The sequence below is a fragment of the Candidatus Binatia bacterium genome, assembly GCA_035631035.1.
Taxonomy (GTDB): Bacteria; Eisenbacteria; RBG-16-71-46; order SZUA-252; family SZUA-252; genus DASQJL01.
This window is the reverse complement of record DASQJL010000039.1, coordinates 1-21,457: the sequence shown is the minus strand read 5'-3', so window position 1 is coordinate 21,457 and position 21,457 is coordinate 1. Positions and strand designations below refer to the sequence as shown.

The 21,457-nt window shown below is 70.5% G+C and carries 20 protein-coding genes; 18 read left to right on the top strand and 2 right to left on the bottom strand.

The genetic code is table 11. The features are described from left to right. From larB to VE326_03615, 4 genes are all read left to right on the top strand, one after another. Positions 1 to 879 (top strand): nickel pincer cofactor biosynthesis protein LarB (gene larB / locus VE326_03630; GenBank protein ID HYJ32285.1); only part of this gene is annotated, 879 nt, incomplete at its 5' end. Further along, entirely contained in the window at positions 876 to 2,057 is a 1,182-nt protein-coding gene (gene larC, locus VE326_03625; GenBank protein HYJ32284.1) for a nickel pincer cofactor biosynthesis protein LarC, read from the top strand. The genes larB and larC, both read left to right, overlap by 4 nt. Then, positions 2,054 to 3,793, top strand: coding sequence for an ATP-binding cassette domain-containing protein (locus VE326_03620; GenBank protein HYJ32283.1), 1,740 nt, complete (start codon positions 2,054 to 2,056; stop codon positions 3,791 to 3,793). Before larC ends, VE326_03620 begins: the two co-directional genes overlap by 4 nt. Before the next feature lie 89 nt (positions 3,794 to 3,882). Then, entirely contained in the window at positions 3,883 to 4,290 is a 408-nt protein-coding gene (locus VE326_03615; GenBank protein HYJ32282.1) for a hypothetical protein, read from the top strand. A gap of 15 nt (positions 4,291 to 4,305) precedes the next feature. Here the strand turns inward: VE326_03615 and VE326_03610 are convergent, their stop codons facing one another. Both VE326_03610 and VE326_03605 read right to left on the bottom strand, forming a co-directional pair. After that, a complete protein-coding gene (locus VE326_03610) occupies positions 4,306 to 4,767 on the bottom strand; it encodes a hypothetical protein (protein HYJ32281.1) in 462 nt (153 codons plus the stop codon). A 52-nt stretch (positions 4,768 to 4,819) separates the two neighbouring features. Next, a complete protein-coding gene (locus VE326_03605; protein ID HYJ32280.1) occupies positions 4,820 to 8,038 on the bottom strand; it encodes a M28 family peptidase in 3,219 nt (1,072 codons plus the stop codon). Between the two features lie 142 nt (positions 8,039 to 8,180). On the opposite strand from VE326_03605, the gene VE326_03600 reads away from it, so the two are divergent. The 14 genes from VE326_03600 to VE326_03535 all read left to right on the top strand — a co-directional run. Further along, entirely contained in the window at positions 8,181 to 8,711 is a 531-nt protein-coding gene (locus tag VE326_03600) for a rhodanese-like domain-containing protein (GenBank protein HYJ32279.1), read from the top strand. A gap of 212 nt (positions 8,712 to 8,923) precedes the next feature. Then, positions 8,924 to 9,478, top strand: a complete 555-nt coding sequence (gene pyrR / locus VE326_03595) for a bifunctional pyr operon transcriptional regulator/uracil phosphoribosyltransferase PyrR (protein ID HYJ32278.1) — start codon at positions 8,924 to 8,926, stop codon at positions 9,476 to 9,478. Further along, positions 9,475 to 10,452, top strand: coding sequence for an aspartate carbamoyltransferase catalytic subunit (locus VE326_03590; protein HYJ32277.1), 978 nt, complete (start codon positions 9,475 to 9,477; stop codon positions 10,450 to 10,452). The genes pyrR and VE326_03590 overlap by 4 nt, the downstream gene beginning before the upstream one ends. Next, on the top strand, positions 10,449 to 11,768 hold the full coding sequence (locus VE326_03585; protein ID HYJ32276.1) for a dihydroorotase: 1,320 nt from the start codon (positions 10,449 to 10,451) through the stop codon (positions 11,766 to 11,768). The genes VE326_03590 and VE326_03585 overlap by 4 nt, the downstream gene beginning before the upstream one ends. Before the next feature lie 35 nt (positions 11,769 to 11,803). Further along, positions 11,804 to 13,636, top strand: a complete 1,833-nt coding sequence (locus tag VE326_03580; GenBank protein ID HYJ32275.1) for a tetratricopeptide repeat protein — start codon at positions 11,804 to 11,806, stop codon at positions 13,634 to 13,636. Next, positions 13,633 to 14,484, top strand: coding sequence for a dihydroorotate dehydrogenase electron transfer subunit (locus VE326_03575; protein HYJ32274.1), 852 nt, complete (start codon positions 13,633 to 13,635; stop codon positions 14,482 to 14,484). The genes VE326_03580 and VE326_03575 overlap by 4 nt, the downstream gene beginning before the upstream one ends. Then, a complete protein-coding gene (locus tag VE326_03570; protein HYJ32273.1) occupies positions 14,481 to 15,467 on the top strand; it encodes a dihydroorotate dehydrogenase in 987 nt (328 codons plus the stop codon). Before VE326_03575 ends, VE326_03570 begins: the two co-directional genes overlap by 4 nt. Then, positions 15,464 to 16,225: an orotidine-5'-phosphate decarboxylase gene (gene pyrF, locus VE326_03565; GenBank protein HYJ32272.1), complete on the top strand. Its 762-nt coding sequence runs from the start codon at positions 15,464 to 15,466 to the stop codon at positions 16,223 to 16,225. Before VE326_03570 ends, pyrF begins: the two co-directional genes overlap by 4 nt. Further along, positions 16,222 to 17,172 (top strand): GDP-mannose 4,6-dehydratase, encoded by a 951-nt coding sequence (locus VE326_03560; GenBank protein ID HYJ32271.1) that lies wholly within the window; start codon positions 16,222 to 16,224, stop codon positions 17,170 to 17,172. Before pyrF ends, VE326_03560 begins: the two co-directional genes overlap by 4 nt. Positions 17,173 to 17,176: 4 nt before the next feature. Beyond that, positions 17,177 to 18,151, top strand: a complete 975-nt coding sequence (locus tag VE326_03555; protein ID HYJ32270.1) for a GDP-mannose 4,6-dehydratase — start codon at positions 17,177 to 17,179, stop codon at positions 18,149 to 18,151. A 10-nt stretch (positions 18,152 to 18,161) separates the two neighbouring features. Beyond that, positions 18,162 to 19,466 (top strand): UDP-glucose/GDP-mannose dehydrogenase family protein, encoded by a 1,305-nt coding sequence (locus tag VE326_03550; protein HYJ32269.1) that lies wholly within the window; start codon positions 18,162 to 18,164, stop codon positions 19,464 to 19,466. Further along, positions 19,463 to 19,924: a dTDP-4-dehydrorhamnose 3,5-epimerase family protein gene (locus VE326_03545; protein HYJ32268.1), complete on the top strand. Its 462-nt coding sequence runs from the start codon at positions 19,463 to 19,465 to the stop codon at positions 19,922 to 19,924. Before VE326_03550 ends, VE326_03545 begins: the two co-directional genes overlap by 4 nt. 26 nt (positions 19,925 to 19,950) lie before the next feature. Beyond that, the gene (rfbB, locus tag VE326_03540) at positions 19,951 to 20,982 is read left to right on the top strand and encodes a dTDP-glucose 4,6-dehydratase (protein HYJ32267.1); all 1,032 of its coding nucleotides are present in this window, start codon (positions 19,951 to 19,953) and stop codon (positions 20,980 to 20,982) included. Positions 20,983 to 21,002: 20 nt separating this feature from the next. Then, a partial coding sequence (locus tag VE326_03535; protein HYJ32266.1) for an oligosaccharide flippase family protein occupies positions 21,003 to 21,457 on the top strand: 455 nt, incomplete at its 3' end.

Here is a 21,457-nt window from a genome sequence, read left to right as displayed (position 1 = left end):
CGTAGCCTTCTCGCGAAGGTCCGTCGCGGAACGCTGACCCCGGCCGCGGCCTACGAAGCGTTCGCGGCCCTGCCGTTCGAGAACACCCCATCGGCCACGGTCGATCACCATCGCGGTATTCGCCAGCATCTTCCCGAAGTCGTCTTCGCCCAGGGGAAGAGCATTCCCCAGTGCGTCGAGATCATGCGGGTCGTCACGGCCAAAAGCGGCCGCTGTCTCGCCACGCGCGTGAGCGCGGAGCAGGCCGAGGCGCTGGTCGCCGAGTTTGGGGAGCGCGCCGAGTGGAACCGGCTCGCGCGCACGCTTGTCGTGCGGCGAAGCCGCGACCGCAAAGCCTCTTCGAGCAAGCTACCGCAAAGCCAGACCGCCGCCGGCGGATTCGTGCTCGTGGTGAGCGCCGGCACGTCCGATCTCCCCGTCGCGGAAGAGGCCGCGGTCACGCTCGAGTTCATGGGAATTCCCGTGCGCCGGGTCTACGACGCGGGCGTCGCGGGAATCCACCGCGTGCTCGCGCACCTCGATTCGCTCCGCTCCGCCTCGGCGGTCGTCGTCGTGGCCGGGATGGAAGGCGCGCTCGCGAGCGTCGTGGGCGGGCTGACCCCGCGCCCGGTGGTCGCCGTGCCCACCAGCGTCGGCTACGGCGCTTCGTTCGGCGGTCTGGCGGCGCTGCTTGCCATGCTCAACTCCTGCGCCGCGGGGGTCACCGTCGTGAACATCGACAACGGCTTCGGCGCAGGCTATGCGGCGGGGGTGATCGCGAGGCAGTCGCGCGTGGCCCGTGGAGCGGCGGGCGCGTCGCGCGGGGTGCAGGCGAAGGCGGCACGGAAGAGCGCCACGAAGCCGAAGCGCGCGAAGCGCGCGGCACGGAAGAAACGATGAAAATCGTCTACTTCGACCTGGTCGGCGGCGCCTCGGGGGATATGATCCTGGGCTCGCTGGTCGCGGCCGGCGCGCCGCTCGAGGAGATCGAGCGCCGATTGCGCGCGCTCCCGCTCGAGGGCTTTTCGCTGGGCCGCGGGACCGCGATGCGGCACGGCTTCGAGGCGTTCCAGCTCCAAGTCGAAGCGCGCGAGACGAAGACCCATCGCCACTTCACCGAGATCCGCCGCCTCCTCTCCGACGCCAAGCTCCCGGAGCGGGTCTACCGCCGCGCGCTCGGCACGTTCGAGCGGCTGGGGCGCGCCGAGGCCGAGGCGCACCAGGTGCCGCTGGAGAAGGTGCATTTCCACGAGGTCGGCGCGGTGGACGCGATCGTGGACATCGTCGGCACCGCGTGGGCCCTCGAGCTCTTGGACGTGACGCGCTGCCACGCATCGATCATCCCGCAGGGCCGCGGCCTCGTCCGGGCGGCGCACGGCACGCTTCCAGTTCCCGCACCCGCGACGCTTCGCCTTCTGGAGGGGCTCCCCGTGCGCGTGCTCGAGATCGAAGGGGAACTGACGACACCGACCGGTGCTGCCCTCATCGCCTCTCTGTGCGACACCGTCGGCGAACCGGTGGGGATGCGCCTCGAGAAGACCGGCGTCGCCACCGGCACGCGCGACGTCGCGGAGCGACCCAACGTCGTGCGCGCGCTGCTGGGTGAGCCGCTGGATGCGGTGGGCGCCGGTGGTGTGGACGTGATCGAGTGCACCATCGACGACATGAACCCGCAGCTCTACGGCCATCTCACCGAATCGCTCTTCGAATCGGGCGCGGTCGAGGTCTACCTCACCCCCGTCCAGATGAAGAAGGGGCGCCCCGGCGTGCTCGTCACGGCGCTGTGCGACCCACGCCGCACGCAACAGGTCGCCGAGCGGCTCTTCGGGGAATCCACGACGCTGGGGCTTCGCGTGCGCCGCGAGGGGCGGATGGAGCTGCGCCGCTCGATCACGGAAGTGGCCACGCCCCTGGGAACGGTGCGCGTGAAGACCGCCGTGCTCCCCTCCGGCGCCGAGCGCCGCGTTCCCGAATACGAAGACCTCCGCCGGCTGGCGAAGGAGAGCGGCCGCCCGCTCGTCGAGGTCATGGAAACCGTGCGCGCGTTCCTGGGCGAGGACGCCCGCGCCGGGACGTGATCCGGCTCGAGGGCGCGTCCTTCGCGGTGCGGGACGCGTCGGGCCAGCCGAAGACGCTCCTCCATCCCACCGACCTCTCCCTCGAACCCGGAGCGCGCCATCTCATCCTGGGCGCGAACGGGTCGGGCAAGAGCACGCTCCTGCGCCTGATGGCCGGGCTCGCGGCCCCCGCCGCGGGACGCATCCTCCTCGATGGGCAACCGGTCGCGGCAGGCGCGACCCTCTGGCCCCGCGTCGCGGTGATCTTCGAGGAGCCCGATCCCCAGTTCCTTTCGGACACGGTCGCAGGCGAGATCGCGTTCGGCCTGGAATCGATGGCGCTCGCGCCGGCCGAGACGCGCGCCCGCGCGGCGCAGGCGATGGAGGAGCACGGCCTGACGGCGCTGGCCGAGCGCGACCCCCGAACCCTGAGCGCGGGGGAGAAGACGCGCGCGCTCCTCGCCGCTGCCCTCGCGGCCCGTCCCTCGGCGCTCCTTCTGGATCAGTGCTTCGCCCATCTCGATCCGGCGACGCGCCGCGCGGAGGAGGAATGGCTCGCCGGGATGGCTCGCGCCGGAGGCCTCGCGGTCCTCCGGGCCAGCCAGGACTTGGATCCGCCCCTTCCCGGGGAGCGGATCCACCTTCTCGAGGCCGGGCGGCTGCATGGGCTCTCGGCCATGACGCCGGCGTCGGTGCTCGCCGCGCACCGCGCCCCGCTTCCGCTCGCGCTCCGCGCGTCGGCCGCGCTCTCGGTCGAAGGGCGCTGGAGCGGCGCCCTGGCGGCGACGGCGGAGGAATTCCTCGCCGCCCTCGACCGCTCGGAGGCCGGAGGGTTGGCCGACTCGGTCGCGCGAGCGCGCCCGGGTGCGGCGGTCTCCCACGATCCCCTCGCGCCCGAAATCCCGAGGCGAGGCGCGCCGCTCCTCAGCCTGGCTCAGGTCGCCTGGACGCCCTCACGAGGTGCCGCCTATGTCGTGGAGGAGGTCTCCCTGGACATCGCCCCCGGCGAGGCGGTCGCGCTGGTCGGCGCGAGCGGCGCGGGGAAGAGCACGCTGCTCCACCTGGCCGCGGGTCTGCGCGAGCCCTCCTCCGGCCGCGTGGAGCGCGCCCTTCCCACCGTGAAGCGGGTCCCCCCGGTCATGCTCGCGCTCGAATATCCCGAGCGGCAGCTTTTCGCGCGCACCGTGGCCGAGGACGCGGCAGCGGCGCTCTGGATCGAGGGGGTGCCGGCCGACGAGCGGGCGCGCCGCGCCGAGCGCGCGCTGCGCGAGGTGGACCTCGATCCCGAGCGCTTCGCGGAGCGCGCTCCGAGCACCTTGAGCGAGGGGGAGAAGCGGCGCGCGGCGCTGGCGTCGTTCCTGATCGAGCCGCCCCTCGTGCTCCTCTGGGACGAACCGACGGCGGGGCTCGACCCCGAGGGACGCCGCGCGCTTCGCACCGCGCTGGCCCGGCTCCGCGATCGCGGGCGGGCGATCCTCTTCGCGAGCCACGACCTGGACTTCGTGGGCGCCGTCGCCGACCGCGTGCTGGTGATGGGGCGCGAGCCGGGCGGCCCGGGCCGGCTCCTTGGCTCCGGAGCGCCCGAGGCGGTCTGGGACGACGCCCCCCTCCTCGCCCAGGCCCGGCTGCCCGTCCCCGAGTTCCACGCCCTCGCGCGGGCGCTGCGCGAGCGCGGCTGCCTGCCGTCGGGGCGCGTGCGCGACGGCGATGCGCTGATCGCGGCGCTGTCCCGTTCCGCCGCGCCGCTGGCGTGGTGAGTGGATCCCTCTCGTTGACTCCCCGCGCCAAAGGCGATAAGAAGAGGGCAATCCACCCTATGGCGTCACACCCGCTTCGGAGGCCTCCCATGAAGCGCTTCATCGCGCCGGCCATCCTGGCCGCGCTCCTCCTCACCGCCTGCGCTCACGTGGATTATGTCGGCCGCTCGTACAGCCCCACCAGCCATGTTGATCTCTTCTTCGACGAGCACGAAGTCCGGGAGTCCTACGACGTCATGGGGCAGGTGATCGCGAGCGCGAACGATCTGGTGAGCGCGGAGAAGCTGCAGGCGAAGATCATGCAGAAGGCGCAGGACAAGGGGGCCGACGCGGTGGTGATCACGGGGATGGATCGTTACAAGAGCGGCGAGAGCACCACCTACAACGAGTCGACGAAGGAGCGGCGCCGGCGGACGGAAACGTCGGGATCGAGCACGACGACGAACATGAACGAGAAGGAGATCCGCGCGCTGTTCCTCAAGTATCGGAGCCGCTAGCGCCGCGCCGGCGGATCAGTCCCGCTTGACGTCCACCATCGTCCAGCGGATCTTGCCGCCGGATTCCACGTCGTACTTCAAGATGGCGTGCACGAGGATGTGCCCGTCCTCGCCCGGGGCGTAGACGTAGCCCCCCGGGAGCAGCACCACGCCGTCGCGATCGTAGAACCCCATCGTCCCGCCCAGCACGCCCTTCACCGGAATCAGCGAGCCGTGGGATTCGAGGTCGGAGCGGAGCTGGTTCACGGGGTCGGTGAGCCCCGCCCGGCGGAGCGCCGCGATTTCGTCGGCCGACAGGAACACGCCGCGCTCGCCGGCGCCTCCCGCACGCATCGCTTTCGCCGAATCGAGCACCGCGCGGGCCTGCTTCAGGGCGTCCTCCGCCCGACGGTGCTCGCGCTCCGCGCGCCCCCAGACAAAGACGAGCGCCGCGATGAGAACGATGACGAGCGTCGCGATTCGGCGAACGAGGTTCATACGCTAGGTCCCTGGCGCCCTGCGCGGGGCTCCGCGGAGGGCGGCGAAAGCGTCAGTCTTTCCAGCGCGCGATGAAGATGTTCGTTTCGTGGGAGGCGACGTCGGCGCGGTTGGAGGCCCAGACCAGGAAGCGCCCGTCGGGGCTGAAGTGCGGGAAGCCGTCGAAGCCCGGAGCCGTGGTGACCTGCTCCGCCTTCCCGCCGCGCGTGTCGAGCAGCCAGAGATCGAATTCGCGCGGCCCCGCGGCGCCGGAATTCGATGCCCAGATGATCCGCTTCCCGTCGGGATAGAACGTGGGGCAGAAGTTGGCGGCGCCGTTCTGGGTCAGCTGCTTCACCCCGGTGCCGTCGGCGCGCATGACGTAGATCTCCAGCTCGCCCGGGCGGATCAGCCCCTTCTTCAAGAGATTCTGATAGTCGGTGAGCTTCTCGCCGGTCGGCCGGCTCGCGCGGAACACGATCTGCGAGCAGTCGGGGCTGAAGAAGGCGCCGCCGTCGTAGCCCGGCGTGTGCGTCAGCCGCTTCACCTGCCCCGCCTCGTCCATCAGGTAGAGCTCCAGGTCGCCGTCGCGCGTCGAGGTGAAGACCAGCTTTCCGCCCCGGTGGCACCAGGTCGCCTCGGCGTCGTAGCCCGGCGAGCTCGTCAGGTTCTTCGCGTTCGATCCGTCCGGATTCGCTTCCCAGATGTCGTAGGCGTCGTAGATGGCCCAGACGTAGCCCTGCGACATGTCGGGCGAGGGAGGGCAGGAATCGGATGCGCCCTGGGTCGAGGAGTAGATGATCCGGTCGGCCTCCGGATAGTCGAAGTAGCCGCACGTCGTGCGCCCCTTGCCGCTCGACACGCGCTTCATGTCGCCCGTCGAAAGATCCAGCACGTACTCCTGGTCGCACTTCGCGCCTCGCGGCGTCGATTGCATGATGAGCTTCTTCCCGTCGGGGCTGAAGTAGGCCTCCGCGTTCTCGCCGCCGAACGTGAGCTGGCGGATGTCGCTCAGGTGGCGCTCGCCGGTCGCCGGGCCGGGCGCGTACGGCGTTCCCGCCTTCACGACGAAGTCGTCGCCGGGTCGCCCGAGATAGAAGGAGTCCACCGCCGCGGCGCCGATCTCGGCCCCGGCCGGGCCGGTCGGGCCTCCGCCCATTCCGGCGTGCGGGTTGCCCGGCATGGCGGGCGCTGCGGGAGCGGCGGGGCTCGGAGCCGCGGCCGGACCGACCTCGGCGCCCGGCCCCACGGCCGCCACGGTCACGGCGCCGCTGTCGGGGGGCCCGCCGCTGGCGTGCGCGACATGGGACACATCCTGGGGCATCTTCGGCGCTTCCGCCTTGGCCACCGCGGGACCGGCCGAGCCCATCCGGGCGCGGTCGCCTAGCGTGACGCGGAAGGTGAGCGTGTCGCCGCCGCGCACGACCGAGACCTCGACCGTCTGGCCGGGGCGATGGTCTTGGAGCGCGTAGGTCATGTCGTAGAGGTTCTCGATCCGCGTGCCCGCCATCGAGACGATGAGGTCGCCCCCCTTGATCCCGGAGATCTCGGCCGGGCCGCCCGCGCGCACGTCGGCCAGCAGCACGCCGCCGTTCGCGCTCTCCATCGCCTTGAAGTCGGGCACCGTCCCGAGATACGAGCCGTAGCCGCGGCTGTCGCCGGTCATCGTGGGCGCCGCGTTGGACCTCGCATAGGTGAGACGGTGATCGCGCAGGGCCGCGCGCTCGACGAGGACCTGCGTGAAGCGCGCCACGATGCCCCCGCCCTCGGCGTTGATCGTCGCGGGCTTGTCGTCGGGCGTGTGGTACTGCTCGTGCGTGCCGGTGAAGAGGTGGATCACCGGGATGCCCTTGGCGTAGAAGCTGGTCTGATCGGAGGGGCCGTAGCCGTCCCCGCGCGCCGCCACGTCCAGCTTGGTGTCGATGGCCGCGTCGCGCAGGAGCGGCGCCCACTCCGGCGCCGACTCCAGCCCCAGGGCGATCAGCGTGTTCCCGCGCAGGCGGCCCACCATGTCGAGATTCACCATGGCCGCGATCTTGTCGATCGGGATGGGGGAGTGGTCCACCAGCCAGGCCGACCCGGCGAGGCCCACCTCCTCGCCGGAGAAGAGGCAGACGAGGACGGTGCGATGGCTCACCTGGCGCGCGAGGTCCCTGCGCAGCCCGTCGGCGGCGACGAGCACGGCCGCGTCGCCCGAGGCGTTGTCGTCGGCGCCGTTGTGGATCGCGTGATCGTTGGGGCGCATCGAGCTCTCGCCGCCCCAGCCGAGGTGGTCGTAGTGCGCGCCGACCACCACGTACTCGTTCTTGAGGCGTCCTTTTCCGGGGATGATCCCGGCGAGGTTGTCGGAGTTGACGTACTTGTCCTCGACCGCGATCTTCCCGTGGATCGTGACCGCGCCGATCTCGCGCGAGCGGGGCGTGAGATCCCGGTCCACGTCCTTCTGGAACGCGCGCAGGTCGATCCCCGCCTTCGCCAGCCACCGCGACGCCGCGCTCAGCTTGACCTGCGCGACCGGCAGCCCCGCGGGGCTCTCGGGCCCGTCGTTGCGGAGCGCCGGAATCTTGTCGGTCCCCTCGTCCTGAATCGGACCCGTCACGAAGAGCACGGCGGTCGCGCCGCGCTCCCGGGCCTGCATCGCCTTGTAGCGGAGCGCCGACCAGCGGCTGGGGCGCTTGCCGTCGAAGGGGGAGCCGTCGTCCTTCTCCTGAGGCTCGTACCGCAGCATCAGGGCGACCTTCCCCTTGAGATCGATCCCGTCGAATTCCTGATACCCGATCGCCGGCGCGTCGATGCCGTAGCCGCAGAACACCAGCGGTCCGGAGAAGTCCCCGCTCGAGGAGAAGCCGAGCGGCGTCCACTCCGTGGAGTCGAGCCCCTCGATGCGGTTGCCGGGCTTCAGCGTCACGCCGATCTTGATCGGGAATCCCTGGCGATAGGAGCCGCCCCGAGGTCCCGGGAAGGCCGGCTCAAGCTTGATCGCCTTCATGCGCCGCTCGATCCACGTGGCCGCTTTCGCGATCCCGGCGGTTCCGATGCCGCGCCCTTCCATGGAATCGGCGGCGAGCGCGTAGACGGCGTCGTGGAAGGCTCTCGTGCGAGCCGGATCGGGATGGGGAAGGGTGTCGGCGGGGGCGGGCGTCGGGACCGGCGGTTCGGAAGCCTCCGACGGCGCGCCGGAGGTCGGGTCCTCGTCGTCCGGTCCCAGGGCGGCGCGCGTGGGTCCGACGATGGCGCCGCAAAGCAGCAGGGCGCCGCACAGAAGTGCCAGGAGCGATGACCGGGAGATCACGCCCTGATCCTAGCATCCCCGGCGCCCTTCGCGCTCTCGACAACTCGCGCGCGGCGGGTGCAGACTCCCAGGAAATCGCCATCGCCTCGCCCGGTACCAAGGTCCCATTGTGCGGCCCTCTCCTTCGCGAAAGGCTCATCCCATGACGCTCGGTTCTCGGCTCGGCCTGATCGGTCTCCTGGCTCTGGGCGCGGCTGCGTTCGCCGCGACCCGCTCCACCGCGGGGCCCGACTCTTCGGCGGTCACCGCTTCCGCCCCGGCGGCCGGCGCGCCCGCGGCGAGCGCCAAGGAAACGACGCCGGCCAAGCAGGACCTGGTCCGGCCCGACGAGCTGGCCAAGGAGCTGGCGCTTCCCGAATGGCGCCGCCCCGTGCTCCTGCACGTCGGATTCAGCGTGCTCTACAAGAGCGGCCACATCCCGGGATCGAAGTACGTCGGGTCCGGCTCGACGGCGCGGGGGCGCGCCGAGCTGAAGAAGGCGCTCCGGGCGATTCCCAAGGACAGGACGGTGGTTCTCTACTGCGGCTGCTGCCCATGGGAGCACTGTCCGAACGTGAATCCGGCCTTCCGCGTGGCGCGGGGGCTGGGCTACAAGAACGTGAAGATCCTCTACATCCTGCAGGACCTGCAGCGCGACTGGGTCGACAAGGGGTATCCCGCGCTGGAGTCGTGAGCGAAGCGCCGCGCCCGGCCTTGTCCGGCGGCTCCCCTTGTGGTACCGTCAACGACGCGTCGCAGGCATCGCGCGGCGTCCGTGACCCTTGAATCTAGTCCGAGAGACTAGAAAGGGACCGGGCCGAAACTCTGGCCTCTGCGCCCCTTTCCGGTCCAGGAGAGGGGTTTTTTCATGCCCCCTCCCGCCGCGCCGAGCAACCCGGGAGACCGATGGCCGAGCAGGTCCGCGAAAAGACCGAGCTGATCGACGGCGAGGGACTGCGCCGGGCGATCACCCGCATTGCCCACGAGATCATCGAGCGGAACGGCGGAGCCGACAGCGTCGTCCTGGTCGGGATCCGGCGCCGGGGCTTCCCGATCGCGAAGCGGATCGCGGCCCGGATGCAGGAGTTCGAGGGGGCGGACGTGCCGGTGGGGGCGCTGGACATCACGCTCTACCGGGACGACCTCCAGATGATCGCCCACCAGCCCGTCGTCAGCGGCACCGAGATCCCCTTCGACATCGACGGCAAGGTCGTGGTGCTGGTGGACGACGTGCTCTTCACGGGGCGCACCGTGCGCGCGGCGCTCGACGAGCTGATCGATTTCGGCCGCCCGCGCGCTATCCAGCTCGCGGTCATCGTGGACCGCGGCCACCGCGAGATCCCGATCCGCGCCGACTTCGTCGGCAAGAACGTCCCCACGTCCAAGCGCGAGGTCATCATGGTCGCCGTCACCGAAGTCGACGGCCACGACGGCGTCTCGCTCGGGGAGCTCCTGACATGATCGGTCACCGGAAGGACCTGCTCGGCCTGGAAGACCTGAGCGCCGAGGAGATCGTCTCCATCCTCGACACCGCGCGGACGTTCCGCGAGGTGCTCGAGCGCCCCATCCCCAAGGTGCCCTCGCTGCGCGGGCTGACCGCGGCGAACCTCTTCTTCGAGCCGAGCACGCGTACCCGCCTCTCCTTCGAGCTGGCGCAGAAGCGGCTCTCGGCCGACACCGTGAACTTCCAGACGTCCGGCTCCAGCGTCTCGAAGGGGGAGACGCTCAAGGACACGGCGCGGAACATCGAGGCGATGGGGATCCACCTGGTCGTGATCCGCCACCAGTCCTCCGGCGCGCCGCACTACCTGGCGCGGAACCTGGACGCCGCCATCATCAACGCCGGCGACGGCACCCACGAGCACCCGACGCAGGGCCTCCTCGACATCTACACCATGCGCGAGCGGAAGGGGCGGATCGACGGCCTCAAGGTCGCCATCATCGGCGACATCATGCACAGCCGCGTGGCGCGGTCGAACATCTGGGGGCTGACCAAGCTGGGCGCCTCGGTGACGATCGCCGGACCCTCGACGATGATGCCGGCCGACGTGGAGCGCTTCGGCGTCACCGTGGCCTCGCGGGTGGAGGAAGCGATCGAGGGCGCCGACGTCGTGAACATCCTCCGCATCCAGCTCGAGCGCCAGCGCGCCGGGCTCTACCCGTCCCTCCGCGAGTACGCGCGGGTCTACGGCGTGACCGCGGAGCGGCTGGCCGGCGCGCGCCCCGATGCGATCGTGATGCATCCGGGCCCGATGAACCGCGGCGTCGAGATCGCGCAGGAAGTGGCCGACGGCCCCAACTCGGTCATCCTGGAGCAGGTGACGAACGGCGTGGCCGTGCGGATGGCGGTGCTCTATCTCCTATCGCGGCCGGACGAGCCGCTGCCTGCGCCGGAGCCCGCCCCTCGCCGCGCGGTCGAGGGGGCGAAGCGATGACCCGCCCGATCTGCCTCCGGGGCGGGCGCGTCATCGATCCCGCGAGCGGCATCGACCGCATCGCCGACCTCTGGCTGGACCAGGGAAAGATCTCCGGCCTGGGCGAGGAAGCGCCCGCGGCGCTCCGCGCCCACCCCGACGCGGAGGTCATCGACGTCGCGGGCGCGGTGGTCTGCCCGGGGTTCGTGGACATCCACGTCCACCTGCGCGAGCCGGGGCAGGAGGAGAAGGAAACCGTGGAGACCGGAACGCGCGCGGCGGCGCGCGGCGGCTTCACCACGGTCGCCTGCATGCCGAACACCAGCCCGCCGCTCGACGACCGGCCGCGGATCGAGTTCGTGATCCGCCGCGGGCGCGAGGCGGGCCACGCGCGCGTCCTTCCGATCGCGGCGGTGACGCGCGGCCAGATGGGGGAGGCGCTCACCGAGATCCAGGATCTGGTCGAGGCGGGCGCGGTCGCCTTCTCCGACGACGGCAAGCCGGTCCACAACGCCGAGATCATGCGGCGCGCGCTGGAGCTGACGCGCCCGCTCGGCGTGCCGGTGATCCAGCATGCCGAGGACCCCGATCTCAAGGGGTCGGGCGTCGTTCACGAGGGCTGGATCGCGACGAGGATCGGGCTGAAGGGGATACCGGACGCCGCCGAGTCGGTCATGGTCGCGCGCGACGCGCTCCTCGCCGAGCTGACGGGGGGCCGGGTCCACGTGGCGCACGTGAGCGCGGCACGGTCGGTCGAGATCATCCGCAAGGCGAAGGCGCGCGGCATCGCCATGACGGCCGAGGTGACGCCGCACCACCTGATCCTCACCGACGAGGCGGTCTCCGGCTACGACACCAACACCAAGATGAATCCGCCGCTGCGCTCCACGCGCGACCGCGAGGCGCTGATCGAAGGCGTGGTGGACGGCACGATCGACTGCCTGGCCACCGATCACGCTCCCCACACGGAGATCGAGAAGGACAACGACTTCGACTCGGCTCCGTTCGGGATCCTGGGACTCGAGACGGCCCTGGGCCTCTACATCAAGGCCCTGGTCGAGCCGGGGCATCTCACCCTCCCCGAGCTGCTCCTGCGGATGACCCGCCGCCCCCTGGAAGTGCTGGGACGGCAAGGCGGGACGCTGGAACCCGGAGAACCGGCGGACGTTACGGTGTTCGACCCGATGGGACGTTGGACGGTCGTCGCCAAGGAGTCGGCCTCCCGCTCCCACAACACCCCCTTCGATGGTTGGGAGCTGCCCGGGCGCGTCCTGGTCACGATTCTGGGCGGGCAGGTCACCTACCGCGAACCCGCATCCCTAGCGAGCGGCCGATAGCCCGTCGGCCCCGCGCGTGGTAGCATCCATCGCTCATGTCGAAAATCCGAACGGGGGCGCTTCGTCTCCGAATCCTCGTGCCTGTCCTGCTCCTTCTGTCGTCCGGATGCGCTTACTACAACACGTTTTATCTGGCGCGCCGGTACTACAGGGATGCCCAGAAGGAGCAGGAGCACAGCATCTCCGACGAGGCCTCCGTCGCGGCCAAGACGAAGTACGACCAGACGGTCCGCCAGTGCACCAAGGTGATCACCGAGTATCCCAAGAGCAAGTGGGTGGATGACGCCACCTACCTCCTCGCCGCCTCGCTCTACGGCAAGGGGGACTACACCGCGTCCATCCGGCGCGCCGAGGATCTCGAAGTCAAGTTTCCCAAGAGCCCCTTCGTGCCCGAGGGGCGCCTGGTGAAGGGACTGGCCTACTACCGTCGCAAGGACTACGACACCGCCGATTCGATCTTCCAGGCCATGGACGCCGCCTATCCGAAATTTCCCCGGCGCTGGGAGCTCTACTTCTACGAGGGGGAGAGCCGGTTCGCGCAGAGGGATTACATGACGGCCCTGGGGTGGTACCGTCGCGCCGTTCCGCACGCGGACGGACGGCGCCAGAAGGCCGACGCCCTCCACCGCGCGGGCGACGCGCTGTTCGAGGCCGATCGCATGGACAGCGCGCAGCTGGTCTATGCGCAGACCTTGAAGGAGGAGGAGCGTTCGAAGGAGCGCCTAGACGTGATCCTCCGGCGCGCGGAAGCGCTCCGCAATCTCAAGCGCTATCCGGAGGCGCTCCAGTTCCTGAACACGTGGCACTCGACGGCGATCGCCGAGAACCGCGAGGGGGAGCTCCTGCTGCGGGTGTACGAGCTGCAGGCGCTGACCGGCAGGACGAACGACGCGATGAAAGGATATCAGGACCTGGTGGAGCGTTTTCCCGGAACGAACGTGGCGTTCGAATCGCAGTTCCAGATCGGCTACCTGGTCGAGACCGCCCTCGGCGATCTCGACCGGGCGGGCCGCGAGTACGACAAGCTGCGCGCGGTGGCGGGCGGCAACAACCAGTTCGCGCAGCAGGCGCAGCGCCGCTCGCAGAGCCTGGCCACGCTGAAGCAGTTCCAGCAGGCGCTGGCGTCCGATACGACCGGCGCCCGCGCGCGAACCGAGTTCCGCCTGGCGGAGGTCCTCTACTTCGAGCTGGGGAAGACCGATTCGGCGATGACGCAGTACCGGGCCGTCGAGGCGCTCTACCCCAAGAGCGTGTACGCGCCGAAGTCGGCGTACGCTCGGCTCTGGATCTCGGCGTTCGACCGCCAGGACACCCTCGGCGCGATGCAGCTCACCGACTCGATCGCCGGCCGCTACCGCGGCACGCGCTACGCCGAGTCGGCGCTCTATCTCTGGAAGCAGTGGAGCGGGAAGAGCGACGTCCGCACGGCGCTCTTCGACTCGCTGCTCGCGCACCCCGACACCTCGGGCGCCTCGACGTACGCCGAGGAGGCCGCGCCCGCCGATTCGTTGACCGGCATCATGGCGCCGACGACCGCGACGCCGGACAGCACCTACCAGGTCTCGCCCGAGATCCAGCGGCAGCTGGAGGAGAATGCCCAGAAGTTCCTGAAGGACCGCGAGGCCAAGAGGCTGGCGCGCGAGGGCAAGAAGCCGCCGGCCGCGCCGCCCGGGACGACGGCGCCTCCCGCGGCGACGTCTCCGGCGGACACGACCCGCGCCGCGCCTCCCGGCACGACGCTGCCCGGCACGGCGCCCTCCGACAGCACTCGCTCGGGCGCGCCGCCCGACACGACGAAAGCGGCGCCGGCGGACACGACCCGCTCGACCGCGCCCCCGGACACGACCCGAAGCGGGACGACCCGATGAAGCTCGTGCCCTGCAAGGTCATCGAGAACCGTGAGGTCTCGCCCGGCAATTTCCTCCTCACGCTCACCGTGCCGCGCGGATTCTCGACGCCCAGCCCGGGGCAGTTCGTGCATCTCCGGATCTCGGAAGAGGGCGATCCGCTGCTGCGCCGCCCCTACAGCCTCGAGGGGTTCGTGAGCAAGGGGCGCGTGCGGGCCGTGCGCATCTACTACTCGGTGGTGGGCCGCGGGTCGCGCATCCTCTCCCTGCAGCCGAAGGGGCGCGTGCTGGACCTGATCGGGCCGCTCGGGATCGGCTACGCGCCTCGCCCCCGCCGCGTCCCGATCCTGGTCGCCGGAGGCCGCGGCATCGCGCCGCTCCTGTTCCTGAGCCGCCGGCTCAAGGAGAAGAAGCGCCCCTTCGTCTTCCTCTTCGGCGCGCGCTCGCGGAAGGAGCTGTACGGCGTGCGCGAGGTGCGCGGCGGAAGGCTGCATCTGGCGACCGACGACGGATCGGTCGGATTCCACGGCAGCGTCTTCGAGCTCCTGAAGCGGGAGTGGGTCGAGGGAGGGCACACGCCGCTTTCGGCGGAGATCTTTACCTGCGGCCCGCACGGCCTGCTTCACGAGATCGCCGACTTCGCCCGCGCCACGGGCGCGCGCTGCGAGGCCTCGCTGGAGGGGCCGATGGCCTGCGCGGTGGGCGCCTGCCGCGGCTGTCCGGTGCCGCTCCTTCCCGGCGCCGAAAACGGCGCCGCGCACGCGGGCAACGGATCGGCGGGCGAGGTGCCCGGGGGACGCTACCCCGCCATGTGCACCGAGGGACCCGTCATGGACGCCACCATCGTGGACTGGGACCGGCTGCCATGACGCCCGCCAAGCGCCCTTCGCTCGCCGTCCGGATCGGATCGCTCGAGCTCTCGAATCCGATCCTGGTCGCCTCGGGGATCATCGGCTACGGCGCCGAGTACGAGGCGCTCGTGGACCTGGGCGCGATCGGCGGCATCGTCACGAAGACGGTGACGCGCCATCCGCGTGCCGGCAACCCGCCGCCCCGCGTCGTGGAGGTCCCCTCGGGGATGCTGAATTCGATCGGGATCGAGAACCCGGGGCTCGAGGGTTTCCTCGAGATCAAGGTGCCCATCTTGCGCCGGCTGCCCTGCGCGGTGATCGTCTCGGTCGAGGGGGAGGACACGCGCGAGTTCTGCGAGCTGGTCGAGGGCGTGAGCGGGAGCGGCGTCGCCCACGCGATCGAGGTGAACATCTCCTGCCCCAACGTGGGGCCGCACGGGCTCAAGTACTCGACCGACGCCGGCATGGCCCGCGAGGTGATGAGCGCCATCCGGCCGCTCACGAAGCTCCCGCTGATCGCCAAGCTGACGCCGAACGTGACCCGCATCGGCGAGATCGCCGAGGCGTGCGCCGCGTGCGGCGCCGACGCCGTCTCGCTCGTGAACACGTTCGTCGGGATGGCGGTCGATTCGCGGACGCACCGCCCCATCCTGGGCACGGTGCTGGGAGGGCTCTCCGGCCCCGCGATCAAGCCGCTCGCCCTGGCGAAGACCTGGGAAGTGGTGCAGGCCGTGGATATCCCGGTGATCGGCATGGGCGGGATCACGAAGCCCGCCGACGCCCTCGAATTCCTCCTGACCGGCGCCGTGGCGGTGCAGGTCGGGACCGCGCTCTTCGCCAACCCCGCCCTCGCCGAGGAGTGCGTGCACGGCATCGAGCATCACCTGCGCCGGATCGGCGCCTCGTCGGTCGAGGCGATCATCGGCGCGCTGGAGGTCCCCGAGGGCCGGGGAACGATCCGCGCCGGACGGCAGGCGCGCATCGGAACGGGAGGTGCATGACGGAACCCTGGCCGCCGGCCGCCGCGCCGGTCCATCTCCGCGAGCGGCTGATCGTCGCGCTCGACCGCCCCGATCTGAACGCGGCGCTCGAGCAGGTCGATCGCGTCGGCGACGCGGTCCTCTGGTACAAGGTGGGGCTGCAGCTCTTCTGCGCGGCCGGCCGCGGCGCGGTGCTGGCGCTGGCCGACCGCGGGAAGCGCGTCTTCCTCGATCTCAAGCTCCACGACATTCCGGCCACGGTCGAGCGCGCGATCCGCGCGCTGGAGGGTCTTCCCGTCTCGCTCCTCACGGTGCACGCGAGCGGGGGCCCCGCCATGCTCCGCGCCTCGGCCGAAGCGGCCCGCTACCTGGCCGGCCATCCGCGCGTGCTCGGCGTGACGATGCTCACCAGCCTGGACGGCACCGAGATCCCCCCGCTCTTCAATCCGAAGACCGAGGTGGAGGAGAAGGTGCTGGGGCTGGCGGCGCTCTGCGCGGAATCGGGGGTGGACGGCGTCGTCGCCTCCCCGCGCGAGGTCCAGCCGCTGCGCCTGGAGCATCCGGCGCCGTTTCTCATCGTGACCCCTGGAATCCGCGGGCCGAACGATCCGGCCCATGATCAGAAGCGCACGCTCTCTCTGGCGGAAGCGTTCGCGCGGGGGGCCGACTACGTCGTGGTGGGCCGCCCCATTCTCGAATCCGCCGACCCGCGCGGAACGGTCGCGGCCTACGAGGCCTCGCTCGCCGCCGCGTTCTCCAAGGAGAGGGCCGACGCATGAAGGTGTTGATCACGGGCATCACGGGGTTCGCCGGAAGTCATCTCGCCGACTACATCCTCCAGCGCGGCGACGCGGAGGTGATCGGGATCCTCCGCTGGAGGAGCCGCACCGAGAACATCGAGCACTTCCGCGAGAAGGTGCGGCTGGTGGAGTGCGACCTGCGGGACGCCTCCTCGGTGCGCGACGTCCTCGACGAGACCCGCCCCGACTGGATCTTCCATCTCGCGGCGCAGAGCTTCGTCCCGACGTCGTGGACGGCGCCCACGGAGTCGCTCGTCACGAACATCCTGGGCCAGCTCAACATCTTCGAGGCGGTGAAGAAGCTGCACCTCATGCCGAAGATTCAGCTCGCCTGTTCCAGCGAGGAGTACGGGCTGGTGCACGAGAACGAGCTGCCCATCAAGGAGACCAACCCGCTCCGCCCGCTCTCCCCCTACGCGGTGAGCAAGGTGGGGCAGGACATGCTGGGCTACCAGTACTGGATGAGCTTCAAGCTCCCGGTCATCCGCACGCGCGGCTTCAATCACGAGGGTCCCCGGCGCGGACCGGTCTTCGTCTGCTCCGATTTCGCCAAGCAGATCGCCGATATCGAGAAGGGACGGCGCCCCCCGGTGGTGCGCGTCGGAAACCTGGACGCGCGGCGCGACTTCACCGACGTGCGCGACATCGTGCGCGCCTACTGGCTCGCGCTGGAGAAGGGGGAGCCCGGCGAGGTCTACAACCTCTGCTCCGGACGGGCCTGGACGATCCGCGAGATGCTCGACATGCTCCTCGCGATGTCCACGGCCAAGATCAAGGTCGAGACCGACCCGGCGCGCATGCGCCCGTCCGACGTCCCGGTGCTGCTCGGCGACGCGACGCGGTTCCGGAACCGGACCGGCTGGGAGCCCGCGATCCCCTTCGAGCAGACGATGCGCGACCTGCTCGCCTACTGGAGAGAGCGCTAGGCCCTTGCGCACGCTCGTCACCGGCGTCGCCGGATTCGTGGGGCGCCATCTGATCCGGGCGCTCACCGTGGAGGGGCCGGCCGACGTGCACGGCTCCGACCACATGCCGGCCGCGGCCATTCCCGAGCCGGAGGAGCTGAAGGCCGCCCTCCAGAGCTATCGCGCGCTCGACGTGACCGACGCGGACGCGGTGCGCGCGGCGGTCGCCGAGCTCCGCCCGGACCGGATCATCCACCTCGCGGCCCAGGCCTCCGGCGCGGTGTCCTTGGAACAGCCGGCCGAGACCTACCGCGTGAACGCGATCGGCGCGCTCAACGTCCTCGAAGCCTGTCGCGTCGCGGCGGCCGGCGCGACGGTTCTGATCGTCGGCTCCGCCGACGTGTACGGCTCCGGCGCCCCGGGGACGAAGCTGACCGAAGAGGCGCCCCTGGCGCCACGAAACCCCTACGCGCTGAGCAAGGCCGCGCAGGACATGCTGGGCGAGCTCTACGCCTCGTCGTACGGACTCCGGGTGCTGCGGACCCGGACCTTCTCGCACACCGGTCCCGGACAGAGTCCCCGTTTCGCGGTGGCGGGCTTCGCGCATCAGCTTGCGCGCGTGCTCGAGGGGGACGGGCCCGCCGAGGTGCGCGCGGGCAACCTGGACGTGGTGCGCGAGTACGGCGACGCGCGGGACGTGGTCCGCGCCTACCTGGCTTTATTGGAGAGCGGCGAGCCGGGGCAGGCCTACAACGTCTGCACCGGCCAGGGATACCGGCTGGGCGATCTCCTGGACAAGCTGATCCAGGTCTCGGGGGTCCGCGCCTCGGTGGTGCAGGACCCCTCGCGGATGCGCTCCCGCGATGCCGACCACCTCGTCGGCGATCCCGAGAAGGTGATCCGGCGCACCGGATGGGCGCCGGCCATTCCCATCGAACGGACGCTCCTCGACCTCTACCGCGACGCGCGCGAGCGCGTCCGGCACGAGGCGGGACGATAAAGGAGGAACGGTGCGGATTGTCGTGGTCGGTTCCGGCTACGTCGGCTTGGTGAGCGGCGCCGGATTCGCGGACTTCGGCAACGAGGTCCTTTGCGTGGACGTGGACGAGCGGAAGATCGGCGTGCTCTCCCGCGGGGAGATCCCCTTCTACGAGCCGGGACTCAAAGATTTGGTGCTCCGGAACACGCGGGAGCGCCGCCTGCGCTTCGGCACGTCGCTGGCCGACGCCGTGCGCTGGGGCGACGTGATCTTTCTCTGCGTCGGCACCCCGATGCGCGCCGACGGAGGCGCCGATCTCTCGCAGGTGCTGGCGGCGGCGCGGACCATCGCGCGCTCGATGCCCGGCTACCGGCTGATCGTGCAGAAGAGCACGGTGCCGGTCGGCACGGCGGACAAGCTCCGCGCCTGGATGAAGCGCTTCGCCCCGCGCGGCGCCAAGTTCGACGTCGCGTCCAACCCCGAGTTCCTGCGCGAGGGATCGGCGGTCGAGAACTTCATGCGCCCCGACCGGATCGTGATCGGGGCCGACGCGCCCCGCCCCGCTGAGATCCTGCGCGAGCTCTACCGCCCGCTCCACCTGATCGAGACGCCGGCGGTGGTCGTGAACGTGCGCACCGCCGAGCTGATCAAGTACGCCTCGAACGCGTTCCTCGCGATCAAGATCTCCTTCATCAACGAGGTCGCGAACCTGTGCGAGGCGGTGGACGCCGACGTGCACGACGTGGCGCGCGCGATGGGGCTGGACCGGCGCATCGGGCCCAAGTTCCTGCATCCGGGCCCCGGGTACGGCGGATCCTGCCTGCCCAAGGACACGCACGCCATGCGCGCCTTCTCGCGCAAGGCGGGCGTGCGGCTCCGCGTGGTCGAGGCCGCGATCGAGACCAACGACGCGCAGCACCAGGTGGCGACGAAGAAGGTGCTCGCCGCGCTGGGCGGACGGGGAAAGCGGGTCGCGGCGGTCCTCGGCCTCTCGTACAAGCCGGACACCGACGACCTGCGCGAAGCGCCGTCCTTGACCATCATCCGCTCCTTGCTCCGCAAAGGGATCGCGATCCGGGCGTACGACCCCGCGGTTCGGGCCGACGCCGAGGGGCTGCCGCGTGGGCTTCACTTCGCCCAGAACCCGTACGATGCGGTGAAGGGCGCCGACGTGATGGTGCTGGTGACGGAGTGGAACGAGTTCCGCCGCCTCGACCTCGCGCGCGTGAAGCGCGCCATGCGGCGCAAGAGCATCGTCGACCTTCGAAACGTCTACGACCCAGCCACGGTGAAACGGCTGGGCTTCGCCTATGTCTCGGTGGGGAGGCCCGCATGAAGCTGATCGACGGGGTGCACGTGAAGCCGCTCAAGGTCATCGCCGACGAGCGCGGCTACCTGATGGAGATGATGCGGAAGGACGACCCCTTCTTCCAGCGCTTCGGCCAGACCTACGTCTCGGTGGCCTATCCCGGCGTGGTGAAGGGATGGCACTACCACAAGATCCAGACCGATCACTTCGTGATCGTGAAGGGGATGATGAAGGTGGTGCTCTACGACGACCGCGAGGGCTCGCCCACGCGCGGCACGGTGAACGAGTTCTTCATGGGGGAGAAGAATCCCATCCTGATCACGATTCCGCCGGGCGTGTGGCACGGCATGAAGGGGATCGGCACCGAGCCCGCGATGCTCGTCAACACGCCGACCGAGCCCTACCGGTACGACCAGCCCGACGAGTACCGCGCGGACCCCCACAAGAACGACATCCCCTACGACTGGTCGCGCAAGGATGGCTGAGCGCCGCCGCACGCGAGGAGGCTGCCGTGGCTAAGGCCCCCGATCTTTCGCGGGCGCGCTTCCTCGTCACGGGAGGGGCGGGCTTCATCGGCTCGAACTTCGTCCACCACCTGCGCCGCCGCTTTCCCGAGGCGCCGATCACCGTGCTGGACAAGCTGACGTACGCGGGAAACCTCGCCAACCTCGGCGACGTCAAGGACGCCCCCGGGTTCCGCTTCGTGAAGGGGGACATCTGCGATCCCGCGACCGTGGCGGGCGCGATGGAGGGGGTCGACGTCGTCGTGAACTTCGCGGCCGAGACGCACGTCGACCGCTCGATCGAGGACCCCTCGCACTTCGTCCTGACCGACACCTACGGCGTCTACGTGCTGCTCGAAGAGGCGCGGAAGCGCGGCTGCGCGCGCTTCGTCCAGGTCTCGACGGACGAGGTCTACGGCGAGATCCTGACGGGCGCGGCCGACGAGAGGGCGCCGCTCCTCGCCCGGAATCCCTACGCGGCGTCCAAGATCGGCGGCGACCGGCTCGCCTACGCCTATTCGGTGACCTACGGCGTCCCCGCCATCGTGACGCGCTGCAGCAACAACTACGGACCCTTCCAGTACCCGGAGAAGCTGATCCCGCTCTTCGTGACCAACGCGCTCGAGGACAAGCCGCTCCCGGTCTACGGCAGCGGGAGGAACACGCGTGACTGGATCCACGTCGAGGATCACTGCCGGGCCCTCGTCGCCATCCTCGAGGCCGACGACGTGGAAGGGGAGACGTTCAACATCGCCGGGGGGAACGAGCGCTCCGTGCTCGAGATCGCGGCACTCCTCCTCGAGCGGCTGAAGAAGCCCGCGAGCCTCCTCCAGCACGTGACCGACCGCCCCGCGCACGACCGGCGGTATGCGATCGACGCGTCCCGTCTCGAGACGAAGACCGGCTTCCGCCCGCAGGTCGATTTCGCGCGCGGAATCGAGGCGACGATCGACTGGTACGTGGCGAACCGCCCGTGGTGGGAAGCGATCCGCTCGGGCGCGTTCCAGCAGTACTACGAACGGACCTACGGGTCCCGGTAGCCGCCCGGGACCAGGGAGCCGTGCGCCGGCTCGTCCGCTCCACCGCGATCCTCGGTCTCGGCTCCGTCGCGACCGTCGTGGCCGCCATCGTGCGCGCGAAGATCCTCGCCGCGCGGCTGGGGCCCGAAGGGACCGGCGTCCTCGCCCAGCTCGCCTCGCTGACCGCGGTCCTCGTCCCGCTCGCCACGCTCGGCATCGGCAACGGGCTCGTGGCGATGATCGCCGAGGCGCGCGCCGCGAACGACTTCGCGCGCGTGCACGCCTTGACGCGCCTGGGATCCCGGCTCGCGTGGGGCGTCGGCGGCGGCCTCGCCCTCCTGGCCGCGCTCGCCTCGCCCTGGCTCGCCGCGGGGATCTACCGCGATTCGGCGTTCACCTGGGCCATTCTCCTCGGCGCGGCCTCGGTCCCGCTCTCGGCCGTCGCGTCGGTGAACATCTCGATGCTCCAGGGGCACCAGGCCGTGCGCTCCATGGC